General features: G+C 69.6%; 27 protein-coding genes. 11 read left to right on the plus strand and 16 right to left on the minus strand.

All coding sequences use genetic code 11. The features are described from left to right. The first annotated feature begins 82 nt into the window (after positions 1 to 82). Entirely contained in the window at positions 83 to 859 is a 777-nt protein-coding gene (locus QSK05_RS22005) for an IclR family transcriptional regulator (RefSeq protein ID WP_285599173.1), read from the plus strand. On the opposite strand, the gene QSK05_RS22010 is transcribed toward QSK05_RS22005, so the two are convergent. Continuing rightward, positions 825 to 1,331, minus strand: coding sequence for a VanZ family protein (locus QSK05_RS22010; RefSeq protein ID WP_285599174.1), 507 nt, complete (start codon positions 1,329 to 1,331; stop codon positions 825 to 827). The two genes, QSK05_RS22005 and QSK05_RS22010, sit on opposite strands and share 35 nt — an antisense overlap. A 156-nt stretch (positions 1,332 to 1,487) precedes the next feature. On the opposite strand from QSK05_RS22010, the gene QSK05_RS22015 reads away from it, so the two are divergent. Next, positions 1,488 to 1,664 carry a hypothetical protein gene (locus QSK05_RS22015; RefSeq protein ID WP_285599175.1) on the plus strand — a complete coding sequence of 59 codons (177 nt, stop codon included), beginning with the start codon at positions 1,488 to 1,490 and terminating at the stop codon, positions 1,662 to 1,664. 67 nt (positions 1,665 to 1,731) lie between these two features. Here QSK05_RS22015 and QSK05_RS22020 read toward each other — a convergent pair whose 3' ends face one another. The 5 genes from QSK05_RS22020 to QSK05_RS22040 form a co-directional block, all read right to left on the minus strand. Beyond that, positions 1,732 to 2,652, minus strand: coding sequence for an ABC transporter substrate-binding protein (locus QSK05_RS22020; RefSeq protein ID WP_285599176.1), 921 nt, complete (start codon positions 2,650 to 2,652; stop codon positions 1,732 to 1,734). Positions 2,653 to 2,796: 144 nt separating this feature from the next. Next, on the minus strand, positions 2,797 to 3,534 hold the full coding sequence (locus QSK05_RS22025) for an ABC transporter permease (RefSeq protein ID WP_285599177.1): 738 nt from the start codon (positions 3,532 to 3,534) through the stop codon (positions 2,797 to 2,799). Continuing rightward, positions 3,531 to 4,178 carry an ABC transporter permease gene (locus QSK05_RS22030; RefSeq protein WP_285599178.1) on the minus strand — a complete coding sequence of 216 codons (648 nt, stop codon included), beginning with the start codon at positions 4,176 to 4,178 and terminating at the stop codon, positions 3,531 to 3,533. The genes QSK05_RS22025 and QSK05_RS22030 overlap by 4 nt, the downstream gene beginning before the upstream one ends. Then, on the minus strand, positions 4,175 to 5,290 hold the full coding sequence (locus QSK05_RS22035) for an ABC transporter ATP-binding protein (RefSeq protein ID WP_285599179.1): 1,116 nt from the start codon (positions 5,288 to 5,290) through the stop codon (positions 4,175 to 4,177). The genes QSK05_RS22030 and QSK05_RS22035 overlap by 4 nt, the downstream gene beginning before the upstream one ends. Before the next feature lie 4 nt (positions 5,291 to 5,294). Further along, positions 5,295 to 6,023, minus strand: a complete 729-nt coding sequence (locus tag QSK05_RS22040) for an IclR family transcriptional regulator (RefSeq protein WP_285599180.1) — start codon at positions 6,021 to 6,023, stop codon at positions 5,295 to 5,297. 244 nt (positions 6,024 to 6,267) lie between these two features. Between QSK05_RS22040 and QSK05_RS22045 the strand changes: the two genes are divergently transcribed. Continuing rightward, complete coding sequence (locus QSK05_RS22045; RefSeq protein ID WP_285599181.1) at positions 6,268 to 7,854, plus strand: aromatic amino acid lyase; 1,587 nt, start codon at positions 6,268 to 6,270, stop codon at positions 7,852 to 7,854. Between the two features lie 158 nt (positions 7,855 to 8,012). Here the strand turns inward: QSK05_RS22045 and QSK05_RS22050 are convergent, their stop codons facing one another. Both QSK05_RS22050 and QSK05_RS22055 read right to left on the minus strand, forming a co-directional pair. Further along, positions 8,013 to 8,582: a cysteine dioxygenase gene (locus tag QSK05_RS22050; protein ID WP_285599182.1), complete on the minus strand. Its 570-nt coding sequence runs from the start codon at positions 8,580 to 8,582 to the stop codon at positions 8,013 to 8,015. Then, complete coding sequence (locus QSK05_RS22055) at positions 8,579 to 9,484, minus strand: amidohydrolase family protein (RefSeq protein ID WP_285599183.1); 906 nt, start codon at positions 9,482 to 9,484, stop codon at positions 8,579 to 8,581. Before QSK05_RS22055 ends, QSK05_RS22050 begins: the two co-directional genes overlap by 4 nt. A gap of 285 nt (positions 9,485 to 9,769) precedes the next feature. Here QSK05_RS22055 and QSK05_RS22060 point away from each other — a divergent pair, with 285 nt between their 5' ends. Next, positions 9,770 to 10,783, plus strand: coding sequence for a LacI family DNA-binding transcriptional regulator (locus QSK05_RS22060; protein WP_285599184.1), 1,014 nt, complete (start codon positions 9,770 to 9,772; stop codon positions 10,781 to 10,783). Positions 10,784 to 10,840: 57 nt separating this feature from the next. Here QSK05_RS22060 and QSK05_RS22065 read toward each other — a convergent pair whose 3' ends face one another. Continuing rightward, complete coding sequence (locus QSK05_RS22065; RefSeq protein WP_285599185.1) at positions 10,841 to 11,620, minus strand: hypothetical protein; 780 nt, start codon at positions 11,618 to 11,620, stop codon at positions 10,841 to 10,843. 167 nt (positions 11,621 to 11,787) lie between these two features. On the opposite strand from QSK05_RS22065, the gene QSK05_RS22070 reads away from it, so the two are divergent. The 3 genes from QSK05_RS22070 to QSK05_RS22080 are packed head-to-tail and all read left to right on the plus strand — an operon-like array spanning position 11,788 to position 14,794. Then, positions 11,788 to 13,194 (plus strand): ABC1 kinase family protein, encoded by a 1,407-nt coding sequence (locus QSK05_RS22070; RefSeq protein ID WP_285599186.1) that lies wholly within the window; start codon positions 11,788 to 11,790, stop codon positions 13,192 to 13,194. Beyond that, entirely contained in the window at positions 13,191 to 14,312 is a 1,122-nt protein-coding gene (locus QSK05_RS22075; protein ID WP_285599187.1) for a cytochrome P450, read from the plus strand. The genes QSK05_RS22070 and QSK05_RS22075 overlap by 4 nt, the downstream gene beginning before the upstream one ends. After that, positions 14,309 to 14,794: a glutathione peroxidase gene (locus tag QSK05_RS22080; protein WP_285599188.1), complete on the plus strand. Its 486-nt coding sequence runs from the start codon at positions 14,309 to 14,311 to the stop codon at positions 14,792 to 14,794. Before QSK05_RS22075 ends, QSK05_RS22080 begins: the two co-directional genes overlap by 4 nt. A 6-nt stretch (positions 14,795 to 14,800) precedes the next feature. On the opposite strand, the gene QSK05_RS22085 is transcribed toward QSK05_RS22080, so the two are convergent. The 4 genes from QSK05_RS22085 to QSK05_RS22100 form a co-directional block, all read right to left on the minus strand. Continuing rightward, positions 14,801 to 17,284, minus strand: coding sequence for an ABC transporter permease (locus tag QSK05_RS22085; protein ID WP_352302165.1), 2,484 nt, complete (start codon positions 17,282 to 17,284; stop codon positions 14,801 to 14,803). A gap of 1 nt (position 17,285) precedes the next feature. Then, positions 17,286 to 18,005 (minus strand): ABC transporter ATP-binding protein, encoded by a 720-nt coding sequence (locus QSK05_RS22090; RefSeq protein ID WP_285599190.1) that lies wholly within the window; start codon positions 18,003 to 18,005, stop codon positions 17,286 to 17,288. Then, on the minus strand, positions 18,002 to 18,178 hold the full coding sequence (locus QSK05_RS22095; protein WP_285599191.1) for a hypothetical protein: 177 nt from the start codon (positions 18,176 to 18,178) through the stop codon (positions 18,002 to 18,004). Before QSK05_RS22095 ends, QSK05_RS22090 begins: the two co-directional genes overlap by 4 nt. Before the next feature lie 110 nt (positions 18,179 to 18,288). Then, positions 18,289 to 18,468 carry a hypothetical protein gene (locus QSK05_RS22100; RefSeq protein WP_231483986.1) on the minus strand — a complete coding sequence of 60 codons (180 nt, stop codon included), beginning with the start codon at positions 18,466 to 18,468 and terminating at the stop codon, positions 18,289 to 18,291. 18 nt (positions 18,469 to 18,486) lie between these two features. Between QSK05_RS22100 and QSK05_RS22105 the strand changes: the two genes are divergently transcribed. After that, positions 18,487 to 19,164 carry a hypothetical protein gene (locus QSK05_RS22105; protein WP_285599192.1) on the plus strand — a complete coding sequence of 226 codons (678 nt, stop codon included), beginning with the start codon at positions 18,487 to 18,489 and terminating at the stop codon, positions 19,162 to 19,164. A 118-nt stretch (positions 19,165 to 19,282) separates the two neighbouring features. Beyond that, positions 19,283 to 19,510 (plus strand): PspC domain-containing protein, encoded by a 228-nt coding sequence (locus QSK05_RS22110; RefSeq protein WP_285599193.1) that lies wholly within the window; start codon positions 19,283 to 19,285, stop codon positions 19,508 to 19,510. On the opposite strand, the gene QSK05_RS22115 is transcribed toward QSK05_RS22110, so the two are convergent. The 3 genes from QSK05_RS22115 to QSK05_RS22125 all read right to left on the minus strand — a co-directional run bounded on the left by QSK05_RS22115 (position 19,498) and on the right by QSK05_RS22125 (position 22,331). Then, positions 19,498 to 19,968, minus strand: a complete 471-nt coding sequence (locus QSK05_RS22115; protein ID WP_285599194.1) for a DUF3037 domain-containing protein — start codon at positions 19,966 to 19,968, stop codon at positions 19,498 to 19,500. The two genes, QSK05_RS22110 and QSK05_RS22115, sit on opposite strands and share 13 nt — an antisense overlap. Further along, the gene (locus tag QSK05_RS22120; RefSeq protein WP_285599195.1) at positions 19,965 to 20,759 is read right to left on the minus strand and encodes a HipA family kinase; all 795 of its coding nucleotides are present in this window, start codon (positions 20,757 to 20,759) and stop codon (positions 19,965 to 19,967) included. Before QSK05_RS22120 ends, QSK05_RS22115 begins: the two co-directional genes overlap by 4 nt. Before the next feature lie 171 nt (positions 20,760 to 20,930). Beyond that, positions 20,931 to 22,331, minus strand: a complete 1,401-nt coding sequence (locus QSK05_RS22125) for an NAD(P)/FAD-dependent oxidoreductase (RefSeq protein WP_285599196.1) — start codon at positions 22,329 to 22,331, stop codon at positions 20,931 to 20,933. Between the two features lie 742 nt (positions 22,332 to 23,073). Between QSK05_RS22125 and QSK05_RS22130 the strand changes: the two genes are divergently transcribed. Both QSK05_RS22130 and QSK05_RS22135 read left to right on the plus strand, forming a co-directional pair. Beyond that, positions 23,074 to 23,919: a helix-turn-helix domain-containing protein gene (locus QSK05_RS22130; protein WP_285599197.1), complete on the plus strand. Its 846-nt coding sequence runs from the start codon at positions 23,074 to 23,076 to the stop codon at positions 23,917 to 23,919. Positions 23,920 to 23,935: 16 nt separating this feature from the next. Next, positions 23,936 to 24,145, plus strand: a complete 210-nt coding sequence (locus tag QSK05_RS22135) for a DUF397 domain-containing protein (RefSeq protein WP_285599198.1) — start codon at positions 23,936 to 23,938, stop codon at positions 24,143 to 24,145.

Consider the following 24,145-nt stretch of genomic DNA (forward strand, 5'->3'; position numbering starts at 1 on the left):
GGACCGCCACGGTGATCGTGTCTCGGATACGAGACACTGAGGCCGTGCCGAAACACGCGTCCACCATTCGGGGAGAGTTGGCATGATCACGGGACAGGTGCCGGCCGCGGCCCGGGCCCTGGCCGTGCTCCGGGTGCTCGCCCGGGCTCCCGGCCCGCTGCCCGCCGGTGCCCTGGCCCGGGAGCTCGAGCTGCCCCGCAGCACCGTCTACCACCTGCTCACGGTCATGATCGAGCAGGGCTTCGTGACCCATCTGCCGGAGGAACGGCGTTATGGGCTGGGCATTGCGGCGTTCGAGATCGGCTCGGCCTACACCCGGCAGGAGCCGTTGCAGCGGCTGTCCCGGCTGATCCTGACCCGGCTGGTCGACGCGGTCGGTCACACGGCCCACCTGGGAGTGCTGCACGGGCGCGAGGTGCTCTACCTGATCGAGGAACGCGCCCCCGGACGCCAGCCCCTGGTCACCGATGTCGGCGTGCGCCTGCCCAGTGAGCGCACCGCCAGCGGCCGGGCCATGCTCGCGGCCCTGCCCGCAGCCCAGGTGAGGGCCCTGTTTCCCGGTAGTGAGCTGCCCCAGGGCCTGACCCGGCTGCGCCGGCTGCTCACCGGGGTACGGCGCGCCGGTTACGCGGAGGAGGTGGACGAGGTCACGCCCGGCTTCTCGTCGGTGGCGGTCGCCGTGCTCGACCACACCGGGTACCCGGCGGCGGCGGTGGCGGTCACCTGTCCCAGCGACACCCTGGCTGACGATGTACGGACGCGGTTGGTCAGCTCGGTGAGCGCGGCCGCCCAGGCGCTGGAGCGCCGGTTGCACGGCGGGCGCCTCACGCCGGCTGATCGCCCCGATTCAGCACCGTGATGCCCACGACCACGCCGATGATGACGCCGAGGGTGCCGGCGATCCAGTCGCTGCCCTGGCACGCCCCGGCACCGGAGTAGGCCTGCCAGGCCTCGATCCCGGCGGAGAAGGCAGACAGGGCGAGCAGGCTGAGGATCGGCTGGCGGCTGATGAGGGTCAGCAGCAGGCCGGGGAGTACGAACAGCAACACGTCCACGTACTGCAGCCCCTGGAGGGTGAACCAGGTCTTGGGGGTGAAGCAGTCGGTGATGCGCTCGACCAGGAACGGGGCGTCGCTCAGCTGCTCCCAGCCCTGCGCCGGCGGCACCGTCACTGCCACCACCACGGCCATGACCACGAGGAAGGCCAGGTTCAGGGCTGTCGCCCGGGCACGGACCCGGGGCGCCATCATCGCGACGACCAGCAGCAGAAGGAGCGCCACCAGGGTCACGGTGACGTCCTGCTGCTCGAACAAGGCCCGTACCTGGTCCATGCCACTCCCGTTCCGTAGGTCGACGCCCATCCTGCCGGTCAGAAGTGACGATCAGGAGCAAATGATCAAGTGCGGACCTGGGAAGCATGAGGGGCCAACAATGTCCATGGCCCTTGACGCTGGATACTTAGGTCAGCCTCACCTAATGTCGTGGGTATGGGTGTGAAGAAGGCGAAGAAGAAGTGCTGCAAGGACAAGCCGCGGTGCAAGACCTGCCCGGTCGTGCTCAAGCGACTGTCCGACGCGGGCTTCGCCACGCGCATCGACCTGCGCACCTACGAGTTCGACGGCAAGCCGCCGAAGAAGGCCGTGTCTGAGGCCCGCTCGCGCTGAGCACGTCGTTCACGTGGAAGTGCCCGCTCACCGCCTGGCGGTGAGCGGGCACTTCCACGTCAGATGACTAGCTGAGGCCGTTGCTGGAGAGGAACTCCTTGGCGACGTCGGCCGGGTCCTTCTGGTCGAGGTTGACCTCGCCCATCATCGAGGTGAGGTTCTCGGTGGTGAGCTTGGCCGAGACGGCGTTCAGCGCGGTGGTCACCGTGTCGCTGGCCTTCTCCTTGTTCACGATCGGCACCACGTTCTGCGCCGCGAACTGGTTCTCCGGGTCTTCCAGCGCGACCCAGCCGTTCTCGGTGATGGTCGGGTCGGTGCTGAACACGTCGGCCGCGTCGACCGTGCCGTTCTTCAGGGCGGCGACGGTGAGCGGGCCACCGGCGTCCAGGGACTTGAACTCCTTGAACTCGACGCCGTAGTTCTTCTTGAAGCCGGGCACGCCGGTCGCGCGGGTCTTCCACTCCGGCGGGCCGCCGAGCACGAGGTTCTTGCCCTTCATGTCGCCGATCGACTTCAGGCTGTACTTCGCGGCGGTCTCCTTGGTGACCGTCACGACGTCCTTGTCCTCGGCCGTGGACTGCTCGAGCACCGTCAGGCCCTCGGGCAGCGCGTCGGGCAGGGCGGCGTACACGTCTTCGGAGCTGACGGCCGTGGCCTTGTCGTCGAGGTACGAGAGCAGGTTGCCCGAGTACTCCGGGAGCAGGTCGATCGAGCCGTCTTCGAGGCCCGGGATGTAGGCCTCGCGGGAGCCGATGTTGAGCTTCTTGGAGACCTTCACGCCCTTCGCCTCGAGGGCGCCGGCGTAGATCTCGGCCAGCAGCACGTTCTCCGGGAAGTTGGCCGAGCCGACGGTGATGCTGTCGCTGGACGAACCCGCGTCGCTGTCGCTGGTCGAGGTGGCGAGCGGGTCGCTGCCCCCGCCGCACGCGGTCAGCGCCAGCGAGGAGACAAGGGCCGCCGTAGCGAACATCATGCTGCGTCGTTTCATCAGTGCACTCCTGTGGGGATGGTGTGGGACCGCGGTGAACAGCATCTCGTGGGCCACCGACAGTCTTGGTTGGTCGTGAAGGCGCGTGGGTCTCAACTCGGCAACAGTCGGGCCGCAACCCCGCGCAGATCCCGCTTTAGGGGGTCAAACGGAAACACGTGATTCGGCGGCGACCACATCGGCGTTCGCCGCCGGCAGGGCGTAGCGGCCGGTGATGCCGCGTGACACCACGTATCGCTGGATCACGGCCATCACCAGGTCGAGCGCCACCGCCAGCACGCCGACCAGCACGGCTCCGCCGGCCATCTGGGCGTAGTCGCGCTGGGCCAGGCCGTCGATCATGAACCGGCCCAGACCGCCGAGCGTGACGTAGGCGGCGATCGTGGCGGTGGCGACGATCTGCAGCAGTGAGCTGCGGATGCCGGAGATGATCAGGGGCAGTGCGTTCGGCACCTCCACCCGCCAGAGCACCTGCATCCCGGTCATGCCCATGCCCCGGGCCGCGTCGCGCGCGGCCGGGTCGACGTTCTGCACACCGGCGTAGGTGTTCGACAGCACGGCCGGCACGCCCAGGACCACCAGGACGAACAGGGCGGGGCCGAGGTAGATCCAGTCGGTGGGCAGGTTGCCGGAGTAGGCGATGACCAGGTAGAGCAGCAGGCCGAACGTGGGCAGCGCCCGCAGTGCGTTCGCGACGCCCGCGATGGCCACGCCGCCCTTGCCGGTGTGCCCGATGTAGAGCCCCAGCGGGATCCCGATGATCAGGACGAACACCAGGGCGCCGAACGAGTACTCCAGGTGCTGCACGAGCCGGTGGGTGATGCCCTCCGGCCCGGACCAGTTCGAATCGTCGCGGAGCCAGCTGAAAACACTGCTGATCATCGCTTTGCCACCGCCCGCTGCCAGGGGGTCAGCACGCGACTGCCCACAACGATCAATGCGTCCAGAACCAGCGCCAGCACCAGGCACAGCAGGATGCCGAGCAGGGTGATCCCGGGGATGTACCGGCTGAAGCCCTCGGTGAAGAGCGAGCCGAGCTGGGGCACGCCGATCAGGGCGCCCACCGAGACCAGGCTGACGTTCGACACCGTGGCCACCCGCAGGCCGGCCGTGATGACGGGTACCGCGATCGGCAGGTCGACCCGCAGGAAGCGGCCGATGCCGGAGAAGCCCATGGCCGTGGCGGCGGCCCGGATGTCCGGGGCCACCGAGTTGAGGCCGTCCGCGACCACCCGCACCAACAGCGCCAGGCTGTACACGGTCAGGGCGACCACCATGTTGATCGGCGACAGGATCTTCGTGCCGAGGATCGAGGGCATCAGGATGAACAACGCCAGCGACGGGATCGTGTAGAGCAGCCCGGCCAGATTGGTGATGGGCGGGTAGGTCCAGCGGTAGCGGCTCGCCACCCAGCCGATCGGCAGGGCGATGATCAGGCCGATCACCACCGGCAGCACCGACATCCACAGGTGCGTGAAGAACCAGGACGTGACGTTGTCCGGGTTGTTCTTCAGATAGTTGATCATCCGTCGCTCCCGTTGCGCCGGCCGGCCAGCTGGGACTCGATGCGCTGCACCACCTCGCTCGCCGTCACGGTGCCCACCAGGGCGCCGTTGTCGTCGACGAGCACCCCACGGCCGGAGGGCGATGAGAGCGCCGCGTCGAGCGCCGCGCGCAGGCTGCCGGACACCGGGGACAGGGTGCCGCCGCGGTGCAGCAGCTCCGGGGTCACCTGCTTACCCTCGGCCAGGGCCGCGGCGCGCACCCAGCCCAGAGGCCGGCGGGCGTCGTCGACCGCGAGCGACCAGCCGTCGCGGGCGATCCGGCCCACGGTCGCTGCGTCATCACCCAGCTTGACCGTCTGCTCGGTGTCGGGGTCGAGTCGGCCGGACTCGAAACCCAGTGCACGGTAACCACGGTCGCGACCCACGAATCCGGCGACGAAGTCGTCCACCGGGTCGGTCAGCAGGGTTGCGGGCGAGGCCAGCTGAGCCAGCGTGCCACCGACCTTGAGCACGGCGACCTGGTCACCGAGCTTCACGGCCTCGTCGATGTCGTGCGTGACGAAGATGATGGTCTTGCCGAGTTCCGACTGCAGGCGCAGGAATTCGTCTTGCAGCTCGGCGCGCACCACCGGGTCGACGGCGCTGAACGGCTCGTCCATGAGCATCACGGGCGGGTCGGCAGCCAGCGCCCGGGCCACCCCGACGCGCTGCTGCTGACCGCCGGAAAGCTGTGCCGGGTAACGCTTCGCGAACGACGCGGGCAGTCCTACCCGCTCCATCAGCTCGATCGCCTGGCTGCGCGCCTGCTTCTTGTCCCGGCCGAGCAACAGCGGCACGGTGGCTACGTTGTCGACGATCGTGCGGTGCGGGAACAGGCCGGCGTGCTGGATCACATAGCCGATACCCCGGCGCAGCGTGCTCGCGTCGACCTTGCCGGTGTCCTGGTCGTCCAGCCAGATCGTGCCCGAGGTGGGCTCGATCATCCGGTTGATCATGCGCAGCGAGGTGGTCTTGCCGCAGCCGGAAGGGCCGACGAACACCGTGATCTTTCCCGAGGGCGCCACGAGATCGAGCCCGTTCACGGCCACGGTTCCGTCCGGGTACTTCTTCACCACGGATTCAAACTTGATCATGCGCTCATCTCTGCTCTCGGTGCATCGTGCGGGGTTCAGCGGGGTGTGCCGGGTCAGTAGTGGGCATGGCTTCGGTTGTTCCGGATTTTTCGGAGCAGTGGACGTTCGGGTCGCCTCCCAGCTGGGCGCCCAGTTCGGCAGCCAGATGGGTCAGCAGAGGCCCGAATCGGCCGATCGCCGATTCGTCCAGCCGGTAGGTGGGCCCGACGATGCTCAGGGCGGCGGCCACCCCACCGGGGCCGGTGACCGGGGCTGCGACCGCCGTGACGTCGGGCTCGATGCCGGAGGCGATGCTGGTCCAGCCCTTCTGCGGGGTGCGCCCGAGCAGGACCGATCCGGCCGCGCTCCCGGCCAGCGGGAAGGCCCGGCCGACCCAGCCGGCGTGTCGCACCGAGTGCGTGCCCTGGGCCATGGCCAGATAAAGAGCCGTTGCGCCGGGCCCGGTGACGCTCAGGTAGGCCGACTCACCGGTGGCCGCGACCAGCTCGTTCAGGGCCGGACGGCTCAGTGGCACCAGGTGTTCGTGGGAGAGGGCCTGGGCCCCCAACTGCATCATCCGCGGGCCGGGGCGATAGCCGCCGCTTTCCGCGCGGGTGACGAACTGGTCCTGCTCGAGCGTGCGCAGCAGCCGGAGTGTGGTGCTGACGGGAAGCCCGACGAGGCGGGCGAGCTCCACCAGAGGACCGGGCCCCCCGGTGCAGACGGCCGCCAGCAGAGCCAGCGCGCGTTCCACGGATCGCGTGGAAGAGCTGGCAGGGGGCTTGCCGGGCATCTTCGGCGCCCCTCTCTGGTTGGTGAATGACCTTTTCTACCTCACCAGGAGGGTTGCGTCGCGGCCGGAGGAAAGTTTTCACTTGATGGAAACACCTTGCCGACTGGTGGAAAGTAAGGTCGCATCGACATGGAGCGGTAAGGCGTCCAGAAACCTGCCGGGGCGGCCGTTACTTCATGAGATGGATCGGAAGCGAGGCGTGGCGATGGATCAGACTCCGGCAGATCGGGCCGCCGCAGCCGCTGCGGCGGACGCGGCCCCACCGGCGCGGGTGCGCAGGGCGGACGGTCCGCCGGCGATGACGATCGACGGCCGCACTCTCACCACCCGCAATCTCGTGGCTCGCGTCGACGCCCCGCTCAAGGTGCGGCTGACCCCCACGGCCCGCCGTCGCGCCGCCGCGTCGCACCAGGCCGCGAACGCGGCCGTCGGCCTGCGCCCGGTCTACGGCCGCACCACCGGGGTCGGCGCCAACCGGGAGGTGGCGCTGCCCGCCACCGAGGCCGCCCGCTACACGCTCGGTCTGCTGCGCAGTCACGCCACCAGCGCCGGTCAGGTGCGGGGCGACATCCGGATCCGGGCCATGCTCGTCGTGCGCCTGAACCAGCTGGCCGCCGGTGGCAGCGGCATCTCGATGGCCGCGATCGACGGCCTCCAGGCGATGATCAACGCCGATGCGCTCCCCCCGATCCGTGAGCACGCCGGTATCGGCACCGGTGACCTCACCGCCATGGCCACCACCGCCCTCGGCCTGCTCGGGGAGGCACCTCTGACCAACCCGCTGCGCCCGATCTCGCTCGGCATCCACGACGCCCTGCCCTTCCTGAGTTCGAACGCCGCCACCCTGGCCGACGCCGCGCTCGCCGTCACCCGCCTGCAGACCCTGGCCCGCGCCGGTCTGGCGGTTGCCACGCTGACCGGCGTTGCGGTGCAGGCCAACTGGGAGGCTTTCGGCCCGGCCGTGGCCCGCGTGACACCGGGCCTGGGCAGTCGCCGGGTCTGCCGCGTGGTCACCGGTCTGGTCACCGAGCCCGGTCAGGACGCGCCCGTCCACGACCCCGCCCGCATCCAGGACCCGTTCGGCATGCGCTGCCTGCCACAGGTGAACGGCCTGATGCTCGACACGCTGGCGCAGCTCGACCGGGTGGTCGGCGCGCACCTGAACGCCGCGGCCGAGAACCCGGTGATCCTGGCCGGCCCCGCCGTGCTCGGTCCCGATCCGGCCCCGGTCGTCGCGCACCACGGGGGGTTTCACATTCCGGCGGTAGCCCTGGGCTGTGACAGTGCGGCCATCTCGGCGGCCCAGTCCGCGTCTCTGCTCCAGGCCCGGCTGGCCATGCTGGTCGACCCGGCCGCCACCGGTCTGCCCCCGTTCCTGGGTGACGGCACCCCCGGCGCCTCCGGCGTGATGATGCTGGAATACCTGGCCGCGTCGGCCTTCGCAGAACTGCGCAGCGCGGCCTCACCGGCCTCGCTGGGTTCGGTGAGCCTGTCGCGCGGCACCGAGGAGCACGCGAGTTTCGCCTCCCGCTCGGCCGTTCAGGTGCTGAATGCCGGAGATGCCTACGCCACGGCCCTTTCCTGCGAGTTGCTCGCCGCGGTCCGGGCCCTGCGCATGCAGGAGGCCGTCACCAAGACCGGTTCGGCCGCCGGCTGGGTCAAGATCCTCGACCTGTGCACCTCACTCGGTGACAGCGCGGCCGACCGCGACCTCACCGGCGACCTCGCCACCGCCCAGGAACTCCTGCCCGTGCTGGCCGATCTCGTCGAGAGCTACGAACAGGACCGTTGACATTGAGGACGAGCGGGCACCCCAGGTGCCCACCCGCGTCCCCAAAAACTTTCCGTGATCATGCAAAACCTCCCCGGAGTTCTAGAACTGTGGCGGCCAGAGTTCTAGAACGTCGGGGAGGTTTTGCATGATCACGAACAAGGGGTGTGAGGGGCGGTTCAGTTCTGGATCTGGGCGTCGCGCAGGCGCTCCTGGTCGTCCGGGAACGGCTCGTCGATCGGGCGCAGTTCGTCGGCGTAGGACACCGAGGTGCGGCGCAGGACGCCGGTGGTGCTGATCGCGTACTGCCCCATCCGCCACAGGGGAGGGGAGTAGGCGTGGATGGAGACGCTGCCCTCGGCGGCGCCGGTCATCCGGTGGATGTGGTCGGTGCCGAAGCTGAACGCCTGGCCGGCGGGTACCCGGATCTCCAGGGCGGCGCTGCCGATCACCAGGTTGTGCTCGATGACCTCACCGTGGGCCACCGCGACGGCTCCGGAGGAGACGTCGTGGTCGTGCCAGCCGGTGTCGTTGCTCGGGGTCCAGCACAACACCCAGACATCGACATTCGCGTCGCGGTGCAGGCAGACGTAGTGGCGGTGCTCGTCGTCGTAGGCCACGTGCGGTTCCCACGCGGCCGGGTCGGCGGCGATGGCCGCGACCAGGTCGCGCAGTTCCGGGCGGGTGAGGACGCGCGCGGGAAGGTCGTTCAGAACCTGTACTGGCGAGGTGTCGGTGGCGCTGGTCATGGCCTACCTCCGATCAGGAAACGCTGCGGGTTGCTGACATCGATGGCGTGGTCGGCGGCGCTGCCGAAGCCAAGGGGGACGGGCTGGGCGTACGGACGGTCGCTGCCCCGGACGATCGCGTCGATCCCGAGCACGCGGACCAGGGCGTCGATCGCCTGCGGGCCGTAGCTGGAGGTCTCGACGAACACACCGGGATCGAGCCGGCCCATCCGTCCGCCCCGGGCGGTCAGTCGCTCGTGCTGCAGAGGGGCCAGCCCGGCCCCGGCGACGAAACCGATCCGGAGCTTCGGCAGCAGTGCACGGCCCACGTGGTGCCAGGACCACCAGGCCGCCGAGAGCTGTGCGGTGTAGTCGACGACGGCGGGCCACCAGCCGGGAAGTTCCTCGACCGGTGCCTGCGCGACCGCCCCGGGGTGCACCAGGACGGGCTTGCCCGCCTCTTCGCAGACCCTCAGCACCGGTGCCAGGGCCTCGAGGGCCCGGGGGGTGGCCAGCCAGGGGGCCGGTACCTGCAGCCCGACGAAATCGCCGTGCAGCAGTTCGGCGAGGCCTGACCGATCGGGCTCGTGACGGCTGACCGCGGCCCAGGCCCCGAAACCGGACGGGAGCTCACGGGCTCCCTGGTGCCAGGTGTCGAGAAGGGGCTGCGCCTGCGAGGCCGGAAGGTCTTCGAGGCCCAGAGGGCTGGACAGCGAGATCAGGGCCCGGACATCGCCCTGCAGCTCGAGCCGGTCCGCGACATCGTGATCGGCCGGGTTCACCTCGTACGGCGGTTCGCCCGGGAGATGCAGGGTCCATCCGCGGAGAAAGGGCGGTTCCCGGCGAACGCGGAGCGCGGAGATCAGCGTGGGTGGCCACAGGTGCTGATGCACATCGCACGACTCGCCCGAACGCGACGCCACATCGACCACCTTTCCGCATTTCTCGGACCGCCCCCGCCCTGACCTGCATTCTCGACTAAATCTATAGACTTATTGAAGCGTTCCGCCCGGACGATTTCAAGTGCTGTTGCCCGCGCGTCCCCCGGTGTGCCGCCCCCATGGGCACCGAGCGACGCCCGATCTGACGTCAGTGATTTCGACGACCCGGCTTCACCTGCGGTGAAGCGCTTCACTGACGTCTATTGAAGCGCTTCACCTTGATCATTTCAAGAGGGAGATGCCGGTTCTGTTCGTTACGGTGACCGCATGACTCAGGGGCGTCACCGACCGACGCTGCGCGATATCGCCGAGGAGACGGGGCTGTCTCCGGCCGCTGTCAGTTATGCCCTGCGGGGTCTGCAGGTCACCGAGGAGACCCAGGCCCGCGTCCGCGAGGCGGCGAAGCGTCTGGGGTACGAGGCCGATCCGATCGCGCGGGCCCTGGCATCCGGGCGTACCGAGACGATCGGTGTGCTCTGTGGCTCTCTTGCCGACGGATGGCAGCAGCAGGTGGCCGCGGCCCTGGGGCGAGGGTTGCTGGGGGCCGGGCGCAACCCGGTCACGGTGGACGCCGGCAACGACCCGGTGCGGGAGGCCACCCTGGCCAAGCGCATGGTCGACCAGCGGGCCGACGCGCTGATCGTGCTGCCGGTCGACCCGAACGCGCCGCACTGGGCCGAGGTTGCCGATCGCACGGTGCTCGTGGCGGTGGGCGACGGGCTGCCCGGGGCTCCGGCCGCCGCCGAGGTGGTCTTCGACAACGACACCGGCGTCAGCCATGGCCTGCGCATGCTCGCGGCCGCCGGGCACACCCGCGTCACCCTGCTGACGCCGACCGACCGGGCCACCCCCGACCGGCCGGCCGAGCGGATCGTGCAGCAGCTGGCACCCGAGCTCGGGCTCGCCGCCGTGGTGCGCAGCTGCCCGCACGATCTCGACGGGGCCGCCGCGGTGGTGCGTGAGCTGATGGCTGTCGATGCGCCCCCCACGGCGTTCTTCTGTCTGGCCGACTCCATCGCATTCGGTGTTTACCTGGCGGCCCGGGAGCTGGGCCTGTCGATGCCGGAAGATGTTTCGGTCGTGGGGTACGACGACTTCCCGGCCGGCCGCCTGCTCACCCCGCCCCTGTCGAGCTACCGCTGGCCCATCGACGACCTGGTCTCGGCCGTGGTCAGCCACGCCGTCGAGGCGATCGACAGCAAGAAGACCGATCGGCAACGGCGCACCGTGCTGGTGCCCGAGCCGATGCCCCGGGGCAGCGTGGCGCCGCCCCGGTCTTGAGGTTTCGGCCGGCGCCCCGGCGCCGGCCTCCCCCGTGTAGCTCCGGTCGGCTCGTGCTCAGGCGACGGTGACGTGGATCGGGTCGCTGTACGAGGCGCCGCTGACCACGTCGCCGGAGTACTTCAGGCGGTAGTCGCCGTCGGTGGAGACCGGAGCGCGCAGGCCGCCGTAACCGCCCTGCCTCGTGGCGACGGTGGTCCAGTCATCGGTGCCGTCGGCCTTGAACTGCACGTCGAAGATGCCGTTGCCCGAGAACGCGCGCCACACGCCGGCATCCCAGTCGGCACGCTGGATCTCGGCCTCGAAGCCGATGTTGTCACCCGGGGTGAGCCCGTCGGTCGTGCCGGTCGTGAACGAGCTGAAGCGAGTTGCCCGCAGGATGGTGTAGGTGGTGTCGAAGGCCATCTTCGTCTCGCCGTTGTCCCAGTTCGCCCGGCCGTCGTCGACGAAGGCCTGGTAGTGGGCCTGCATCGGCTGACCGGCCAGGATGTTTCCGCTGTCGGTCCTCTCGACGTACATCGTGCCGTTCTCGGAACCCTCGGCCTTCGGGTTGCCGTTGAGGTAGGTCTTGAACCAGAAGTCGCGGTTGAGCCGGGTGGTCGGCACATCGGCGCGCCAGTCGGCCGTGTAGGCGAACTCCACCGAGGAGCTCGTGGGGCAGTTCGTCGTCGGGGTCAGGTCGATCTTCGTCCGCTCCAGCCCGAGGGAGACGGTGGTCTCGCCGGGGGCGGTGATCTCGCAGTCGGTGGCCGCGTTGGCCGGAAGTGCGACGAACCCGGTGGCGATGGCGGCGGTGGCCGCAATCGTCAGCAGAGCGGGGGTTTTGAATTTTCGCATGACTGGTTCTAACCCGGACCGTGAACCTTTCGCAGGTCTTTGCGTAACAAAGTCCGGGATGTCGCGATGATTGATGCGGTCCGGTTTCGGGGGTGAGATCTGTTTGCCCGGGATGAAATTGGGCTGACTGCGTTTGCCCGGCGACGACCCTGGGCGACACTGGGGCCGTGACTACCGGGGCGCAGGCCGAGGGAAATGCTCGACGCGAGAACGGCCGCCTGAAGACGGGGCGAGTGGCCCGGGCGGTACCGCTGGTGGCCCTCACCGGCCGCACGGCGGGTGAGGCGGTGATCTCCGCGCTGCGCCGTAAAGACCGGGCCGGTGTGCACCGGCGCGGGGCGGAACGATACGCCGAGTCCCTCGGGAACAGCCGCGGGGTGCTGATGAAGGCGGGTCAGATCCTCTCCTTCGTCTCGCTCGGCTCGCTGGCCGAGGGCAGTAGTCAGTCGGTGTACCAGGCGGCGCTCGCCCGGCTCCAGGACGACGCCCCGCCGATGGAGCCGGAGCTGGCCGCCTCGGTGGTGACCGCGGAGCTCGGGGCGTCCCCGCACGAGGTGTTCGCCGAGTTCGAGCCCCTGCCCCTGGCCGCCGCGTCGATCGGCCAGGTGCACGCCGCCACCACGCACGACGGGCGCCGGGTGGTGGTGAAGATCCAGTACCCGGGGGTGGACGAGGCGATCCGTGCCGATCTGGCCAACGCCGAGTTGCTCGCTACGTTCTTCCAGGTCATCCGGGGTGTCTTGCCCGATCTGGGCCGCACCGACGCCCGCGCCCTGGCGGCCGAGGTGACAGAACGGATCGGTGAGGAGATCGACTACCGCACCGAGGCCGCGAACCAGCAGGTCTTCGCCGATGCCTATCGCGACCATCCGTTCGCCCGGGTGCCGGAGGTGCTGCCGGAGTACAGCACCGGCCGGGTGCTGACGATGGAGCGCAGCGACGGGATGCGCTGGTCTGCCGCGAAAGATGCCGATCAAGACCTGAAAGACCAGTGGGGAGAAGCTGTCTATCGCTTCACCCTGGGCAGCCTGCGGCGGCTGGGGCGGTTCAACGCCGACCCGCATCCGGGCAACTACCTGTTCCATCCCGACGGCTCGGTCACCTTTCTCGACTTCGGCTGTGTGAAGACCTGGCACGAGGAGCAGGTCGGCTGGATGGTCAAGGCCGTTCAGGCGACCATCGACGGTGATGCCGACGAGCTGCTGAAGCAGTACCGCGAGCAGGGTTTCGTTCCCGGGGCGCCGCCCGACGCGCAGGCGATGCTGGCCTGGGCCCGGGAGTCCCTCACTCCGGTGATGTCCGATCAGCCCTTCACCTACACGCCGGAGTACGCGGCCCGCATCGTCGATCTCGAGTTCTCGCCCCGGGGGCCGCACTCCGCCGTCGTGCAGAAGCTGGCCCTGCCGGGGGAGTACCTGGCGCTCAGCCGCATCGACCTGGGCCTGACCTCGGTGCTGGCCGGGTTGCGCGCGAAGAACGACTGGCGCGGCATCCGCGAGGAGATGGATCTCGGCGCCGAGCCGGCGACCCACTACGGCCGGCTCGAGGCCGCCTACCGAAAGGCCCGGGCATGAGTCACGTCATCTGGGACGAGTCGGTGAAGGCCTTCCGGATCAGCGGGTTCGACGAGGCCTCGGCCGTGCTGCGCGGGCAGGGCTGGAGCAGCGACCCGGCCAACAGCCCTCTGGTGCCTGCCGACGTCACCCAGTTGCCGTCGTCCTTAATGCTTTTCACTGACCCGCCCGACCACACCCGGCTGCGCCGGCTGGTCGCCCCGGCGTTCAGTGCCCGTGCGGTCGAGGCCTTCCGGGGGCGGGTCGGGTTGATCGTGGAGTCCTGTCTCGATCAGCTGGAGGACGCGGGTGAGCCGGTCGATCTGCTGGCGGACTTCGGGTATCTGGTGCCCCTGGCGGTGATCGCCGAGCTTCTCGACGTGGGGGTCGAGGGAGCCGAGGTTTTTCTCGACCAGACCCCCGACCTGGTCAGGCTTCTCGAGGTCGACCCGACCCCCGACGACGTCCGGCTCGCCGTGACCGCCGGGTTCGAGGTCACGATGTTCCTCACCCCGGTGCTGGCGCGGCGCAAGGGCGGTGACGGCGACGACTTCATCAGTCAGTTGCTGCGCACCGAACTGACGGTGGACGAGGTGATGGCCACCTGTGTGCTGCTGCTGGCCGCGGGTCACGAGACCACCGCCAACCTGATCGCCAGCGGAGGGCTGGCCCTGATGCAGCACCGCGACCAGCTGCCCGCCCTGCACGAGAACCCGTCCCGGGCGATCGACGAGCTGGTGCGCCTGGAGGGCCCGGTGCGCATCATCGGCCGCACCGCCCTGATCGACCACGAGCTGGGTGGCGTGCCGGTGCCGCAGGGCAGTGCCGTGCTGATCGAGCTGGACCGGGCGGCCCGGGACGAGCGCCGCTGGCCCGACGCCGAACGCCTCGACCTGACCCGTGAAGGTCCGGGCAACCTGGGGTTCGGCACGGGTATCCATTTCTGCCTCGGTGCCGCCCTCGCCCGGCTCGAGGCCGAAGAGGCCCTGACCCGGTTCTTCAGCCGGTACCCGAACGCGCACGCGCTCACCGGCGTCCCTCAGTGGCGCGACTCGGGCACCTTCCACGCCCTGGCCGAACTGCCGATCACCCTCGCGGGACGGAACAATTCCGGCCCCGACCGGTTGCGAGAGTCATGAGCCTCCACGAGATTCCCCTGTCCACGCTCTCCGGCGACCCCACCAGCCTGGCCGACTACGCCGGAAAGACCGTGCTGCTGGTCAACGTCGCCTCCCGGTGCGGTCTGACGCCGCAGTACGAAGGGCTGGAACGGTTGCAGAAGACCTATGCGGACCGCGGGTTCACGGTGATCGGCGTGCCCTGCAACCAGTTCGCCGGGCAGGAGCCGGGCAGCTCCGAGGAGATCGAGGAGTTCTGCTCGCGCACCTACGGCGTGACCTTCCCGATGCTGGCCAAGACCGAGGTCAACGGCCCCGGCCGGGATGCGCTCTACCAGCAGCTCACCCAGCAGCCCGATGGCTCCGGCGAGGCCGGGGACGTGGCCTGGAACTTCGAGAAGTTCCTGATCTCCGGTACCGGTGAGGTGCTCGCCCGCTTCCGCCCCCGCACCGAGCCGGAGTCGCCCGAGGTCGTTGCGGCCATCGAGGCCCAGCTGCCCTGAGCACTCCTAATCGCGCTGCGCCAGCGCCTGGGCCGGGGGCAGGCGCAGCGCGTGCCGGGTGGCGAGCTCGACGGTGAGGAAGGCGATCAGCGCCACCACCCCGATCGTCACCGGCACCAGCCAGACCGGGCCGGACGGGTAGGGACGGCCGAGCAGGCCGAGGCCCAGCAGCACCATCGGGGTGGCTGCCAGCCCCAGCCCCGTCACCACGGCCGTCACCGTGATCAGCCCGGCCTCGCGCCGGGTCATTGAGTGGATCTGTCGCACCGTGCAGCCGTTCAGCCGCAGCGTGGCGAACTCGGCCCGGCGGCCCGTGGTCGCGGCCACCAGCTTGTTCGCGATGCCGAGCAGCAGATAGCCGAGCAGCACGCCGATGGCCGCCAGGTTGATCCAGACGTCGGCCGGAACGCCTTTCGGGCCGGTGGCCGTGGTGCCCGCCCCGCCCAGCACGAGTCCGGGCCGCCCCGCCACGAAGGCCGACAGCGCAGCCTCGTCCGACGTGCGCACCAGCAGGCTCGAGGCCAGGGCCGAGGTGTGACCGGCCACCAGATCGGTGGAGGCCACGAGCGGCCCGAAACCGAGGTCCCGCTCGTAGACGGCCACCACGCGGGCCGTGGCCGGGGTGCCGTCGCCGAGGTACAGGGTGGTCTCGTCACCGACCTCCAGGTGGGTCGAGGCCCCGGCGGCGACGGTCGCACCCGTCAGGTCGTCCAGCGAGCCCGCGCTGACACCGAGGTCGAGCACCGGGGCCGTGTCCGGGCCGAGGACCATCGCCGAGGTGCTCTCGACCTCCACGTCGCCCAGCATCCGGTACTGACGCAGCAGGGTCGTGGTGCTCACCGCAGCCGCACCCTCCACGCCGGTCAGCGCCCGGACCGCCTCCCGGGTGCCCGGCGGCACCCCGCCGAGAGCCGGTGCGGAGATGCTGAACCCGGCCCGGGTGCCGGCGGCCGTGTCGTCGGTCTGGGCCCGCATCAGGGTGGTCTGGGTGAACACGTAGGTGATGACGAAGACCACGGCGATGCCCAGGGTCGTCCCGGCCGCGGCGAAACGCCGTGCGTAGCCGTGCAGGTTGGAGACGGCGAGCCAGGTGGTGGGGGAGCCGCCGTGGGGGAGCCGGGCGCTGAGCGCCTGCAACTGGGTCGGTCCGGCCAGGGCCAGGCCGAGGGCCGCGAGGATGCCGGCCAGCGCCGACGTGGAGATCGCGATGACCGAGCGGGAGACCAGCGGCGTCACCGCGAGCATTGTGCCGCCGGCGATGAGCAGCAGCCCGGCGCCGTTCCGGATCCGGTCGCCCCGGCCGTTCGTGGGTGCCTCGGTGCGGGACTCGGCGACAGCCTCCGTGGCCGGGCGCCGGGAGACCCGCCAGGCCGCGCTGCGGGCCGCGATCTGCACGGTGAGCAGGAGTAGCAGGGCCGTGCCGAGGGCCGGCAACGGGCTGAAGGTCAGGGGCAGGCCCGCGGGCATCATGTCCAGGTACACGAGCAGTCGCCGGGCCTGGTCGGCCAGCAGATAGCCGAGCGGGATGCCCGGCACCAGGGCGACGGCGGCCGCGACCGTGGCCTGCCCGGCCGCCAGGTGCCGGATCTGACGAGGCGTGGCGCCGACGGCCCGCAGCAGCGCCAGTTCGCGGCGCTGGTTGTCGATCGAGACCCCGAGCGCGCCGGCGACGATGAAACCGACCAGGATCAGCGTGATCCCGGACATCGAACCGGAAAGTGCCGCCAGCAGGGTGCGGGCCGCCCCGAGCTCCGGGTCGAGCACGTCACCCCGCGATTCGCCCTGGGCGACCGCGAGATCGGGCCACCGCGAACTGATGTCCTCGACCACCGCATCGCGCCGGTCGGCCGGTACCGCGAGACCGATCAGATCCACCGACCCGACGGAACCGGCCAGCTCCGCCGCCGCCTCGTCCGTGAAATAGACCCCCGCGTCCGCCGAGGTGACCACAGAAGTGACGCGGACCGTCCGCGTCCGTCCGTCGGCCACCACCCGGGCCGTGTCGCCGATCACCAGACCCGCGGCCCGGGCCAGGTTCTGACCGAGGGCGACCTGACGGCTCCCCGCCGGTGCCGTACCCGTGGTCGGGCCGACGAAAGCCGTTGTCGAGAAACCGTGCCCGGCCGATCCCGGATCGGCGTCCGTGGTCACCGGCTGCCCGTCCGCACCCAGCACCGCCGCCGGGAAGCTGATGTCACCGACGGCGGTGGTCACCCCGGGCAACCCGGCCATCTCGCCGACCAGACTGTCCGGGAGAGAAGCTCTTTCCGGCAGGGCGATCGAACCGCCGGCCGGGTCGGGAAAGTTCTGGTCGGCCCCGACCAGCACGTCGGCGCCGGTCAGCCGGGTGACCGGGGCGTGCGAGCGGAAACCCGACTCACCCAGCACCGCGGTACCGGTGATCAGGGCGGCGCCACCGATGACGGCACTCACGACCGCGACCAGCGCCGCGATCCGTCGCCGCGCCATCTTTCTTGCCACGTAGAACATCTCAGCCCTCTCCCACGCGGATCAGGCTCGCGGCCAGATCGGCCGCCGACGGCTTGGCCAGCGTCTCGACGATCCGGCCGTCGGCCATCACCAGGGCTCGGTCGGAGTGCGCCGCGGCCGCCGGGTCGTGGGTCACCATCACCACGGTCTGGCCCAGGTCGTCCACCATGCTCCGCAGCAGCTTCAGCACCTCGCGGGCTGCGCGCAGGTCGAGGGCGCCGGTGGGTTCGTCGGCGAAGACCACGGCCGGCCGGGCCACCAGGGCCCGGGCGATCGCCGCCCGCTGCTGCTGGCCCCCGGAGAGCTGCCCGGGAAGGTGGTGCATCCGATCGGTCAGGCCGACCCGTTCGACCAGTTCCGACATCCAGGCCCGATCGGCGGGGCGCCCGGCCATCCGCAGCGGCAGCGTGATGTTGTCCTCGACGGTGAGCGAGGAGACCAGGTTGTACGACTGGAAGACGAAACCGACGCGCTCCCGTCGCAGTTCGGTACGCCGGGTCTCGTTCAGGCCGCCGATCGCGATGCCGCCGACGCTGACCCGGCCGCTGGTAGGGGTGTCCAGCCCGGCCGCGCAGTGCATCAGCGTGCTCTTGCCCGAACCGGAAGGGCCCATCACCGCGACGAACTCGCCGGGTTCCACGTCCACCGAGACCTGGTGCAGGGCGGTGACGTCGCCGTACTCCCGGGAGACCTCGGTGAGCCGGACGGCTGGACCGTTCATCGCCGGTGCAGCCAGTTCACGACGAGCGTGACCACACCGACCGCGGTGAGGGCACCGAAGCCCAGGTGCACGGGCATCGAGTCGCCGGCGAGGGAGGCCACGGTGTTGCCGACGACCCCGGCCACCACCGCCAGCCAGGCCACACCGATGAGTGCGGAGGCGTGCTCCGTCATGAAACTTCTCCTTGTCCGGGAGGGGCTTTCGTTCGTCCCACGCTAGGGACGAACACCCCTCCCGGCCGATCCCGGCTACTGCCGGATCGGGGGTACAGCAGGCTGTACCCCTAGGAGTTTCCGTCGGCCTCGGTCAGGCGCTGCTGCAGCCGCTCCCGGACCTGCTCGGGGGTGTACGACTGGCGCTGGCGCTCGTTGCGCACCACCAGAGCCCCACCCGCTGCCACCCCGGCCGCGCCGGCCAGCCCGATGAGTTTCCACCAGGGGATGCGTCGTTGTTTCTTCGCCATCGGCCTAGGGTAGGGGTCGTGCCCGCCCCGCAGCCGCTTCTCCTGTCCCAGGCCGCCGAGCTGACCCGAACCGGCGACATCTGGCTCTTCCGGGGGCGCAGCAGCGCTGACCGGGCGATCCAGACCGTCACCAATTCGCCGGTCAACCACGTCGGTATGGCCGTCGTCCTCGAAGACCTCCCCCCGCTGATGTGGCATGCCGAGCTCGGCCGGTCGCTCCCCGATGTCTGGGTCGGCGAGCACCGCCGCGGAGCCCAGCTGCACGACCTGTCGTCCGCGGTCACCACCTGGGTGACGAGGTACGGCCAGCGCGCCTGGTTCCGCCAGCTCGACCCCGAGGTGGACCGGGCCGCGGAAGACGCCGTGCTGCGCACCATCGCGCGGATGGACGGCACGCCCTTCCCGAGCACCGTCGGCCTGATGGGTCGCTGGGTCGGCAGCAAGAAGATCGTGCGCACCCTGCGCCGTTCCGGCCGCACCGACGAGGCCGTCGCGCTGGAGACCGCCTACTGCGCCGAGATCGTCGCCATGACCTACCAGGCGATGGGACTGCTCCCGGACGACCGGCAGCCCGGCTGGTACGACCCCGGTCGCTTCTGGAGCGGTGACAGCCTCTCCCTGCAGGGTGGGGCTGCCCTGGGCGGGGAGATCAGGGTCAAGCTCGACGACCCGACCACGGAAGATGTAGGAGCCTGACCTCAGGTAGGGGTGCCTCAGGGGGGTACTGGGGTGATTCCCGATATGCCTTTGTCTCACACCTGCAGCAGGGTGGACGAGTCAGCTCACCCCGAATCAGCTAGGACGTGACCACGCCATGAACACCGTTCGCCGGAACATGTACGAGCAGGGCCTCTTCCGACCGCGACACGGCGGAATCCTGGCCGGTGTGTGCGCCGGGCTGGCGCGGCGCTTCGGGATCAGCCCGATGATGGTGCGGATCATCTTCCTGGTCTCGATCGTCATCCCGGGCAGCCAGGTCCTGATCTACCTACTGCTGTGGCTTCTCATGCCGAAGGAAGAGACCGTCATTCACCAGGGCTGACGGTCGTGCAGCACCAGCCGCCGGTGCAGTCCGGCCAGCTCCGCCTCCGGGTCGCTGGTCAGGCCGGAATGCACCGGCCCGGTGTGCACCACGGTGCTCTTCGGGGCGGTGAGCCAGCCGAAGCGGGCCCGCCGGGGCTGCTCACCGATCAGCCCGGCGGCGGGTGACCCTTCACACACGGAGCCGATGGCCCGCAAGGCGGCCTCAGCCATGGCCAGGTCGACGTCCGGGTCGAGAGCCTGCAAACGCCCGGGGCTGAGGTGCTGGGTGCAGGCCAGGAACTCGTGGTGCTGCGAGTAGAGCACCACCCCGATGTTGACGAACTCCCCGCGTTCCATCCGGGGCACCGCCCGCACCACGGCCCAGGTGAACAGTTTGGGCCCGTCCGGGTCGCTGTCCACGTTGGCCACGGCGGGCGAGCTGTTCAGCCCGCTGTCCAGGCCTCCTCGCGAGCTCACGAGCCCACCTGCGCCAGCTCGGGGCGCCAGGTGTCGCGGTCGCGCAGCCGGGCCAGCAGATACTCCTGGTACCGCACCCGCCAGGCCTCGGCGTCCCGGTCGTCGCCGAAGGCCGAGTTCATCGACAGCAGCCAGTCGTCCGGTACGAGGCCCGTCACCTCGCTGAGCAGCTCGGGCGTGATCCGGGCGGCCAGATCGGCGTCCAGGGCGCTCAGATCGCCCGCTGAGAGCGTGTCGGCCACCTTCGCCAGGATGTGCTCGCTGAGGTCGTAGCGGCGCGTGGCCCAGCGGTCCACCGGCGGCCAGGCGTGCTGGAACACCAGGGAGGCCCCGTGGTCGATCGCCCAGAGCTTCCGGTGCCAGATCAGCAGGTTCGGATTGCGCCAGGTGCGGTCGATGTTCGCGGCGAACGCGTCGATCCACCGGATGGTCGCGGCCTCGGGCGCCGGGGGCTGCCAGTGGATGCCGTCGTAGCCGAACGAGCCCGGCAGGTAGTCCATGCCCAGGTTCTCGCCCGCGCTGTTGTTCAGGAGCTCCTGGACCTCCTCGTCGGGCTCCAGACGGGCCATCTGCGCGGCCACCCCGATCCGGACGAGCTCCGGCACCCGGACGCCGAGCCGGCGGGACAGCTCGCCCACCACCACCTCGGCCACCAGGGAGGCCGTGCCCTGCCCCGCCCCGCGGAACTTGACCACGTACATGCCGTCGTCGTCCGCCTCCATGAGTCCCGGCAGGGACCCGCCCTCCCGGAACGGGGTCACATAGGCGGTGGCGGTGACGGTACGGAGCACCCGGTCAGGGTAGGGGCTCGGGGTCCGGTGCGGGTTCCCGGGGTTCACAGCACCGATGGAGGACGCGGTTGGGCTCCCTTTTTGCGCGCGCGGGTTTCGCACGGGCGGCCGGGGACGACAGAGGGCGCCGGGCTCGTACGAGCCCGGCGCCCTCCGTCGTGCTGGTGCGACCTATGCGGCGCCGTTCTCGGCGGTCTGGGCCTGCTCGGCCTCGGTCGCGAGTTTCTCCCGGTGCAGAGCCATGCGGGCCACGACCTGCTGGTCGGTGACGGCGCGCTCGGACCGGCCACGGCCGATGAAGGTGACCGTCCAGTGCAATAGCGTGGTGACGCGGTTCTTGAACCCGATCAGGTACACGATGTGCACACCCAGCCACGCCAGCCAGGCGAAGAACCCGGAGAGCTGGATGCGGTCGTTGATCTTGGCCACCGCGTGGAAGCGGGAGACGGTGGCCATGCTGCCCTTGTCGAAGTACTCGAACGCCGGAAGCTTCTCGCCGCCCGGGTGCTTGATCCGGTGCGTGATCGTCTTGGCGGCGTACTTGCCCTGCTGCATCGCGACCTGCGCCACACCGGGGTACCGCTTGAGCGACATCATGTCGCCGATCACGAAGATCTCCGGATGACCGGGGAGGGTGCAGTCGTCCTCGACCATGACGCGACCGGCGCGGTCGGTCTCGGCGCCGGTCTGCTCGGCAAGCTGCTTGCCCAGCGGCGAGGCCTGCACACCGGCGGCCCACACCTTGGTGCGCGTCTCGATACGACGGGGACTGCCGTCGGGGTCGATCACGTCGACACCCTCCTCGTCCACGTTCACGACCTTGACGTCGAGCTGGACCTCGACGCCCATGCGCTCGAGCTGGCTCTGGGCCTTCTTGCCGAGCTTCTCGCCGAACGGCGGCAGCACGGCCGGGGCGGCGTCGAGCAGCAGCACGCGCGCCTTGGTCGGGTCGATGCGGCGGAAGTCCCGCTTCAGCGTGCTGTGGGCCAGCTCGGCGATCTGGCCGGCCATCTCCACACCGGTGGGGCCCGCGCCGACCACGACGAAGGTCAGCCACTGCTGGATCTCTTCCGGGTCTTCCAGCACCTCGGCCATCTCGAAGGCGCCGAAGATCCGGCCGCGCAGTTCGAGGGCGTCGTCGATGCTCTTCATGCCCGGGGCGAACTCGGAGAAGTGATCGTTCCCGAAGTACGACTGACCGGCGCCGGCGGCCACGACGAGCGTGTCGTACGAGGTCGCGACCTCGCCGACCGGCGACTGGGAGGTGACGGTCTTCGCGTCCACGTCGATCTGCGTCACGTCACCGAGCATGACCCGGGCGTTCTTCTGCCCGCGCAGGATCTCCCGGGTGGCCGGGGCGATCTCGCCCTGCGACAGCACGCCGGTCGCCACTTGGTAGAGCAACGGCTGGAAGAGGTGGTGCGAGGTCTTGGCGATGATCGTGACGTCGACATCTGTGTGGGCCAGCTTGCGGGCGGCGAACAGGCCACCGAAACCGGAACCGATGATGACGACCCGCTCGCGGGCCGGCTTGGCGGCAGCGTCGCGGGGCTGTGCAGGCTGGTTCGACATCGTGTCTTTTTCCACTCCCGAAGGTCTTGCCACGTGCGCTCAGTCTTGCATTGGCATCATCTGGAACAGTCGGCGGCACGGGTTTGTGCCGCCCTGCCCGATTCGCCCGGCAGATGTGCGCACCATCACGTCATCGCTGTTCACGGCCGGTTTGGCGACATCGTCGTCGCTTCGCCGACTGCCCCTGTGGGCTGTTGGTCGGCGGGTCTCGGCATCGAGTTGAGCCCTCGGCGACGGACCTCTGTGTCCTGTGCCACTTCCGGCGACCGCTCGGCGCACGGAATTACCGTGCATCTTGCCGGTCGGTCCGGACGGGGCTGCGACGTCCAGTTGGTGCCACCAGCGTTGAGCGGTGCGGTGAGCGCCGTTCGTCGCTGGCTGGGACACCGCGGCATCTACCGGTGGGCCGTGGCCGGCCGGGCGGGCTGCGGTGTGACGCGGTCGGTCAGCATCGTCCAGCGCGTCGGTAAGGCAAGCGTATCCGGGCAGATTTCTGGTCTCACCAGGGGGTGTACCGAAGTCGCACCGAATGGTAGGGCCGGAGGGCCCGGAAGGAACGTCATGAGGCGAGGGCTCCCGGGACGGTCACGGGAAGAAGTTTGGTGGGCGCGGGGTGAACGGGAGGGACTCGTTCATCCCCGCGCCATGCCGTAACAATACGAGTGACCGACGAGTAAATGCAAGGATTGCAAACTCATTTTGTGCTTGTCCGGCGAAACACCTGACCGAAAGGATGAGGTCCATGGCTCCGCGCACGCCGCCGACCGTCCGCATGCGCAGACTCGCGAGTGAATTGCGCAGGCTGCGGGGCGCAGCCGGCATGAGCCGCGAGGACGTCGCCGGGCGCACCGACATCAATGTCGCCACGCTGTACCGGCTCGAGACCGCCAAGGGGCGCCCGCAACGCCGCACGCTGACCAGTCTGCTGGAGCTCTACCAGGTTGCCCCGGAAGAGCGGGACGCGCTGTTCGCCCTGCTCAAGGCGGCCGGGGAGAAGGGCTGGGTGCAGCCGTACGCCGGGTCGATCCCGGAGGAATACAGCATGTACATCCAGCTTGAGTCGGAGGCCGCCTCGGTGCGGAACTACGAGTCGCTGCTGGTTCCCGGCCTGTTGCAGACCGCGGGCTACATCGTGGCCAGTTCGGCCGGGCAGATGCCGCTGATGCCGGTCGACCAGATCGATCTCCAGGCCAAGATCCGGGTCGGGCGTCAGGACTTGTTAACGCGCAGTAATCCCCTCGCGTTGTGGGCCATTGTCGATGAAGCCGTGTTGCATCGGATGGTCGGAGGGCCTGATGTGATGCGTGATCAATTTGAACACTTGCTGTCGATGATGGAATTGCCGAACGTGACTTTCCAGGTCGTGCCATTCTCCGCCGGTTCCCATGTCGGCATGCTCGGTTCCTTCTCGCTGCTCGACTTCCCTGACCCCGATCCCACGGTTGCCTGTGTCGAAACCATGGCGGGGAGCATGTTTCGGGAGACGGAGGACGAGGTCCGGGCCTGTACTGTGGCCTTCGACCATTTGCGGGCCACGGCCGCATCACCTGCCGAATCGGCACGCATGGTGAGCGACCGACTGCGATGAAGGACGGAACAGGGCAATGCGAACTGACGAGCTGACCGATGTCGTCTGGATCAAGTCCAGCCGCTCCGGTGTGAATGGGAATTGCGTAGAAGTCGCATTCCTGGGTGAAGGTCGTGTAGCTCTGCGTGACAGCAAAGACCCCCAGGGGCCCGTGCTGCGTTTCACCCGGGGAGAGTGGTCGGCGTTCGTCGACGGTGTCTCCGAGGGTGAGCTCCGCAACCCGTAG

This window comes from Kineosporia sp. NBRC 101731 (assembly GCF_030269305.1).
Lineage (GTDB): Bacteria > Actinomycetota > Actinomycetes > Actinomycetales > Kineosporiaceae > Kineosporia.

Bases quoted from the DNA above. Each gene is read 5' to 3' on its own strand.
- QSK05_RS22005 (WP_285599173.1), top strand. From the start codon at position 83: ATGATCACGGGACAGGTGCCGGCCGCGGCCCGGGCCCTGGCCGTGCTC.
- QSK05_RS22010 (WP_285599174.1), bottom strand. From the start codon at position 1,331: ATGGACCAGGTACGGGCCTTGTTCGAGCAGCAGGACGTCACCGTGACC.
- QSK05_RS22015 (WP_285599175.1), top strand. From the start codon at position 1,488: ATGGGTGTGAAGAAGGCGAAGAAGAAGTGCTGCAAGGACAAGCCGCGG.
- QSK05_RS22020 (WP_285599176.1), bottom strand. From the start codon at position 2,652: ATGAAACGACGCAGCATGATGTTCGCTACGGCGGCCCTTGTCTCCTCG.
- QSK05_RS22025 (WP_285599177.1), bottom strand. From the start codon at position 3,534: ATGATCAGCAGTGTTTTCAGCTGGCTCCGCGACGATTCGAACTGGTCC.
- QSK05_RS22030 (WP_285599178.1), bottom strand. From the start codon at position 4,178: ATGATCAACTATCTGAAGAACAACCCGGACAACGTCACGTCCTGGTTC.
- QSK05_RS22035 (WP_285599179.1), bottom strand. From the start codon at position 5,290: ATGATCAAGTTTGAATCCGTGGTGAAGAAGTACCCGGACGGAACCGTG.
- QSK05_RS22045 (WP_285599181.1), top strand. From the start codon at position 6,268: ATGGATCAGACTCCGGCAGATCGGGCCGCCGCAGCCGCTGCGGCGGAC.
- QSK05_RS22050 (WP_285599182.1), bottom strand. From the start codon at position 8,582: ATGACCAGCGCCACCGACACCTCGCCAGTACAGGTTCTGAACGACCTT.
- QSK05_RS22060 (WP_285599184.1), top strand. From the start codon at position 9,770: ATGACTCAGGGGCGTCACCGACCGACGCTGCGCGATATCGCCGAGGAG.
- QSK05_RS22065 (WP_285599185.1), bottom strand. From the start codon at position 11,620: ATGCGAAAATTCAAAACCCCCGCTCTGCTGACGATTGCGGCCACCGCC.
- QSK05_RS22075 (WP_285599187.1), top strand. From the start codon at position 13,191: ATGAGTCACGTCATCTGGGACGAGTCGGTGAAGGCCTTCCGGATCAGC.
- QSK05_RS22080 (WP_285599188.1), top strand. From the start codon at position 14,309: ATGAGCCTCCACGAGATTCCCCTGTCCACGCTCTCCGGCGACCCCACC.
- QSK05_RS22085 (WP_352302165.1), bottom strand. From the start codon at position 17,284: ATGTTCTACGTGGCAAGAAAGATGGCGCGGCGACGGATCGCGGCGCTG.
- QSK05_RS22090 (WP_285599190.1), bottom strand. From the start codon at position 18,005: ATGAACGGTCCAGCCGTCCGGCTCACCGAGGTCTCCCGGGAGTACGGC.
- QSK05_RS22095 (WP_285599191.1), bottom strand. From the start codon at position 18,178: ATGACGGAGCACGCCTCCGCACTCATCGGTGTGGCCTGGCTGGCGGTG.
- QSK05_RS22100 (WP_231483986.1), bottom strand. From the start codon at position 18,468: ATGGCGAAGAAACAACGACGCATCCCCTGGTGGAAACTCATCGGGCTG.
- QSK05_RS22110 (WP_285599193.1), top strand. From the start codon at position 19,283: ATGAACACCGTTCGCCGGAACATGTACGAGCAGGGCCTCTTCCGACCG.
- QSK05_RS22125 (WP_285599196.1), bottom strand. From the start codon at position 22,331: ATGTCGAACCAGCCTGCACAGCCCCGCGACGCTGCCGCCAAGCCGGCC.
- QSK05_RS22130 (WP_285599197.1), top strand. From the start codon at position 23,074: ATGGCTCCGCGCACGCCGCCGACCGTCCGCATGCGCAGACTCGCGAGT.
- QSK05_RS22135 (WP_285599198.1), top strand. From the start codon at position 23,936: ATGCGAACTGACGAGCTGACCGATGTCGTCTGGATCAAGTCCAGCCGC.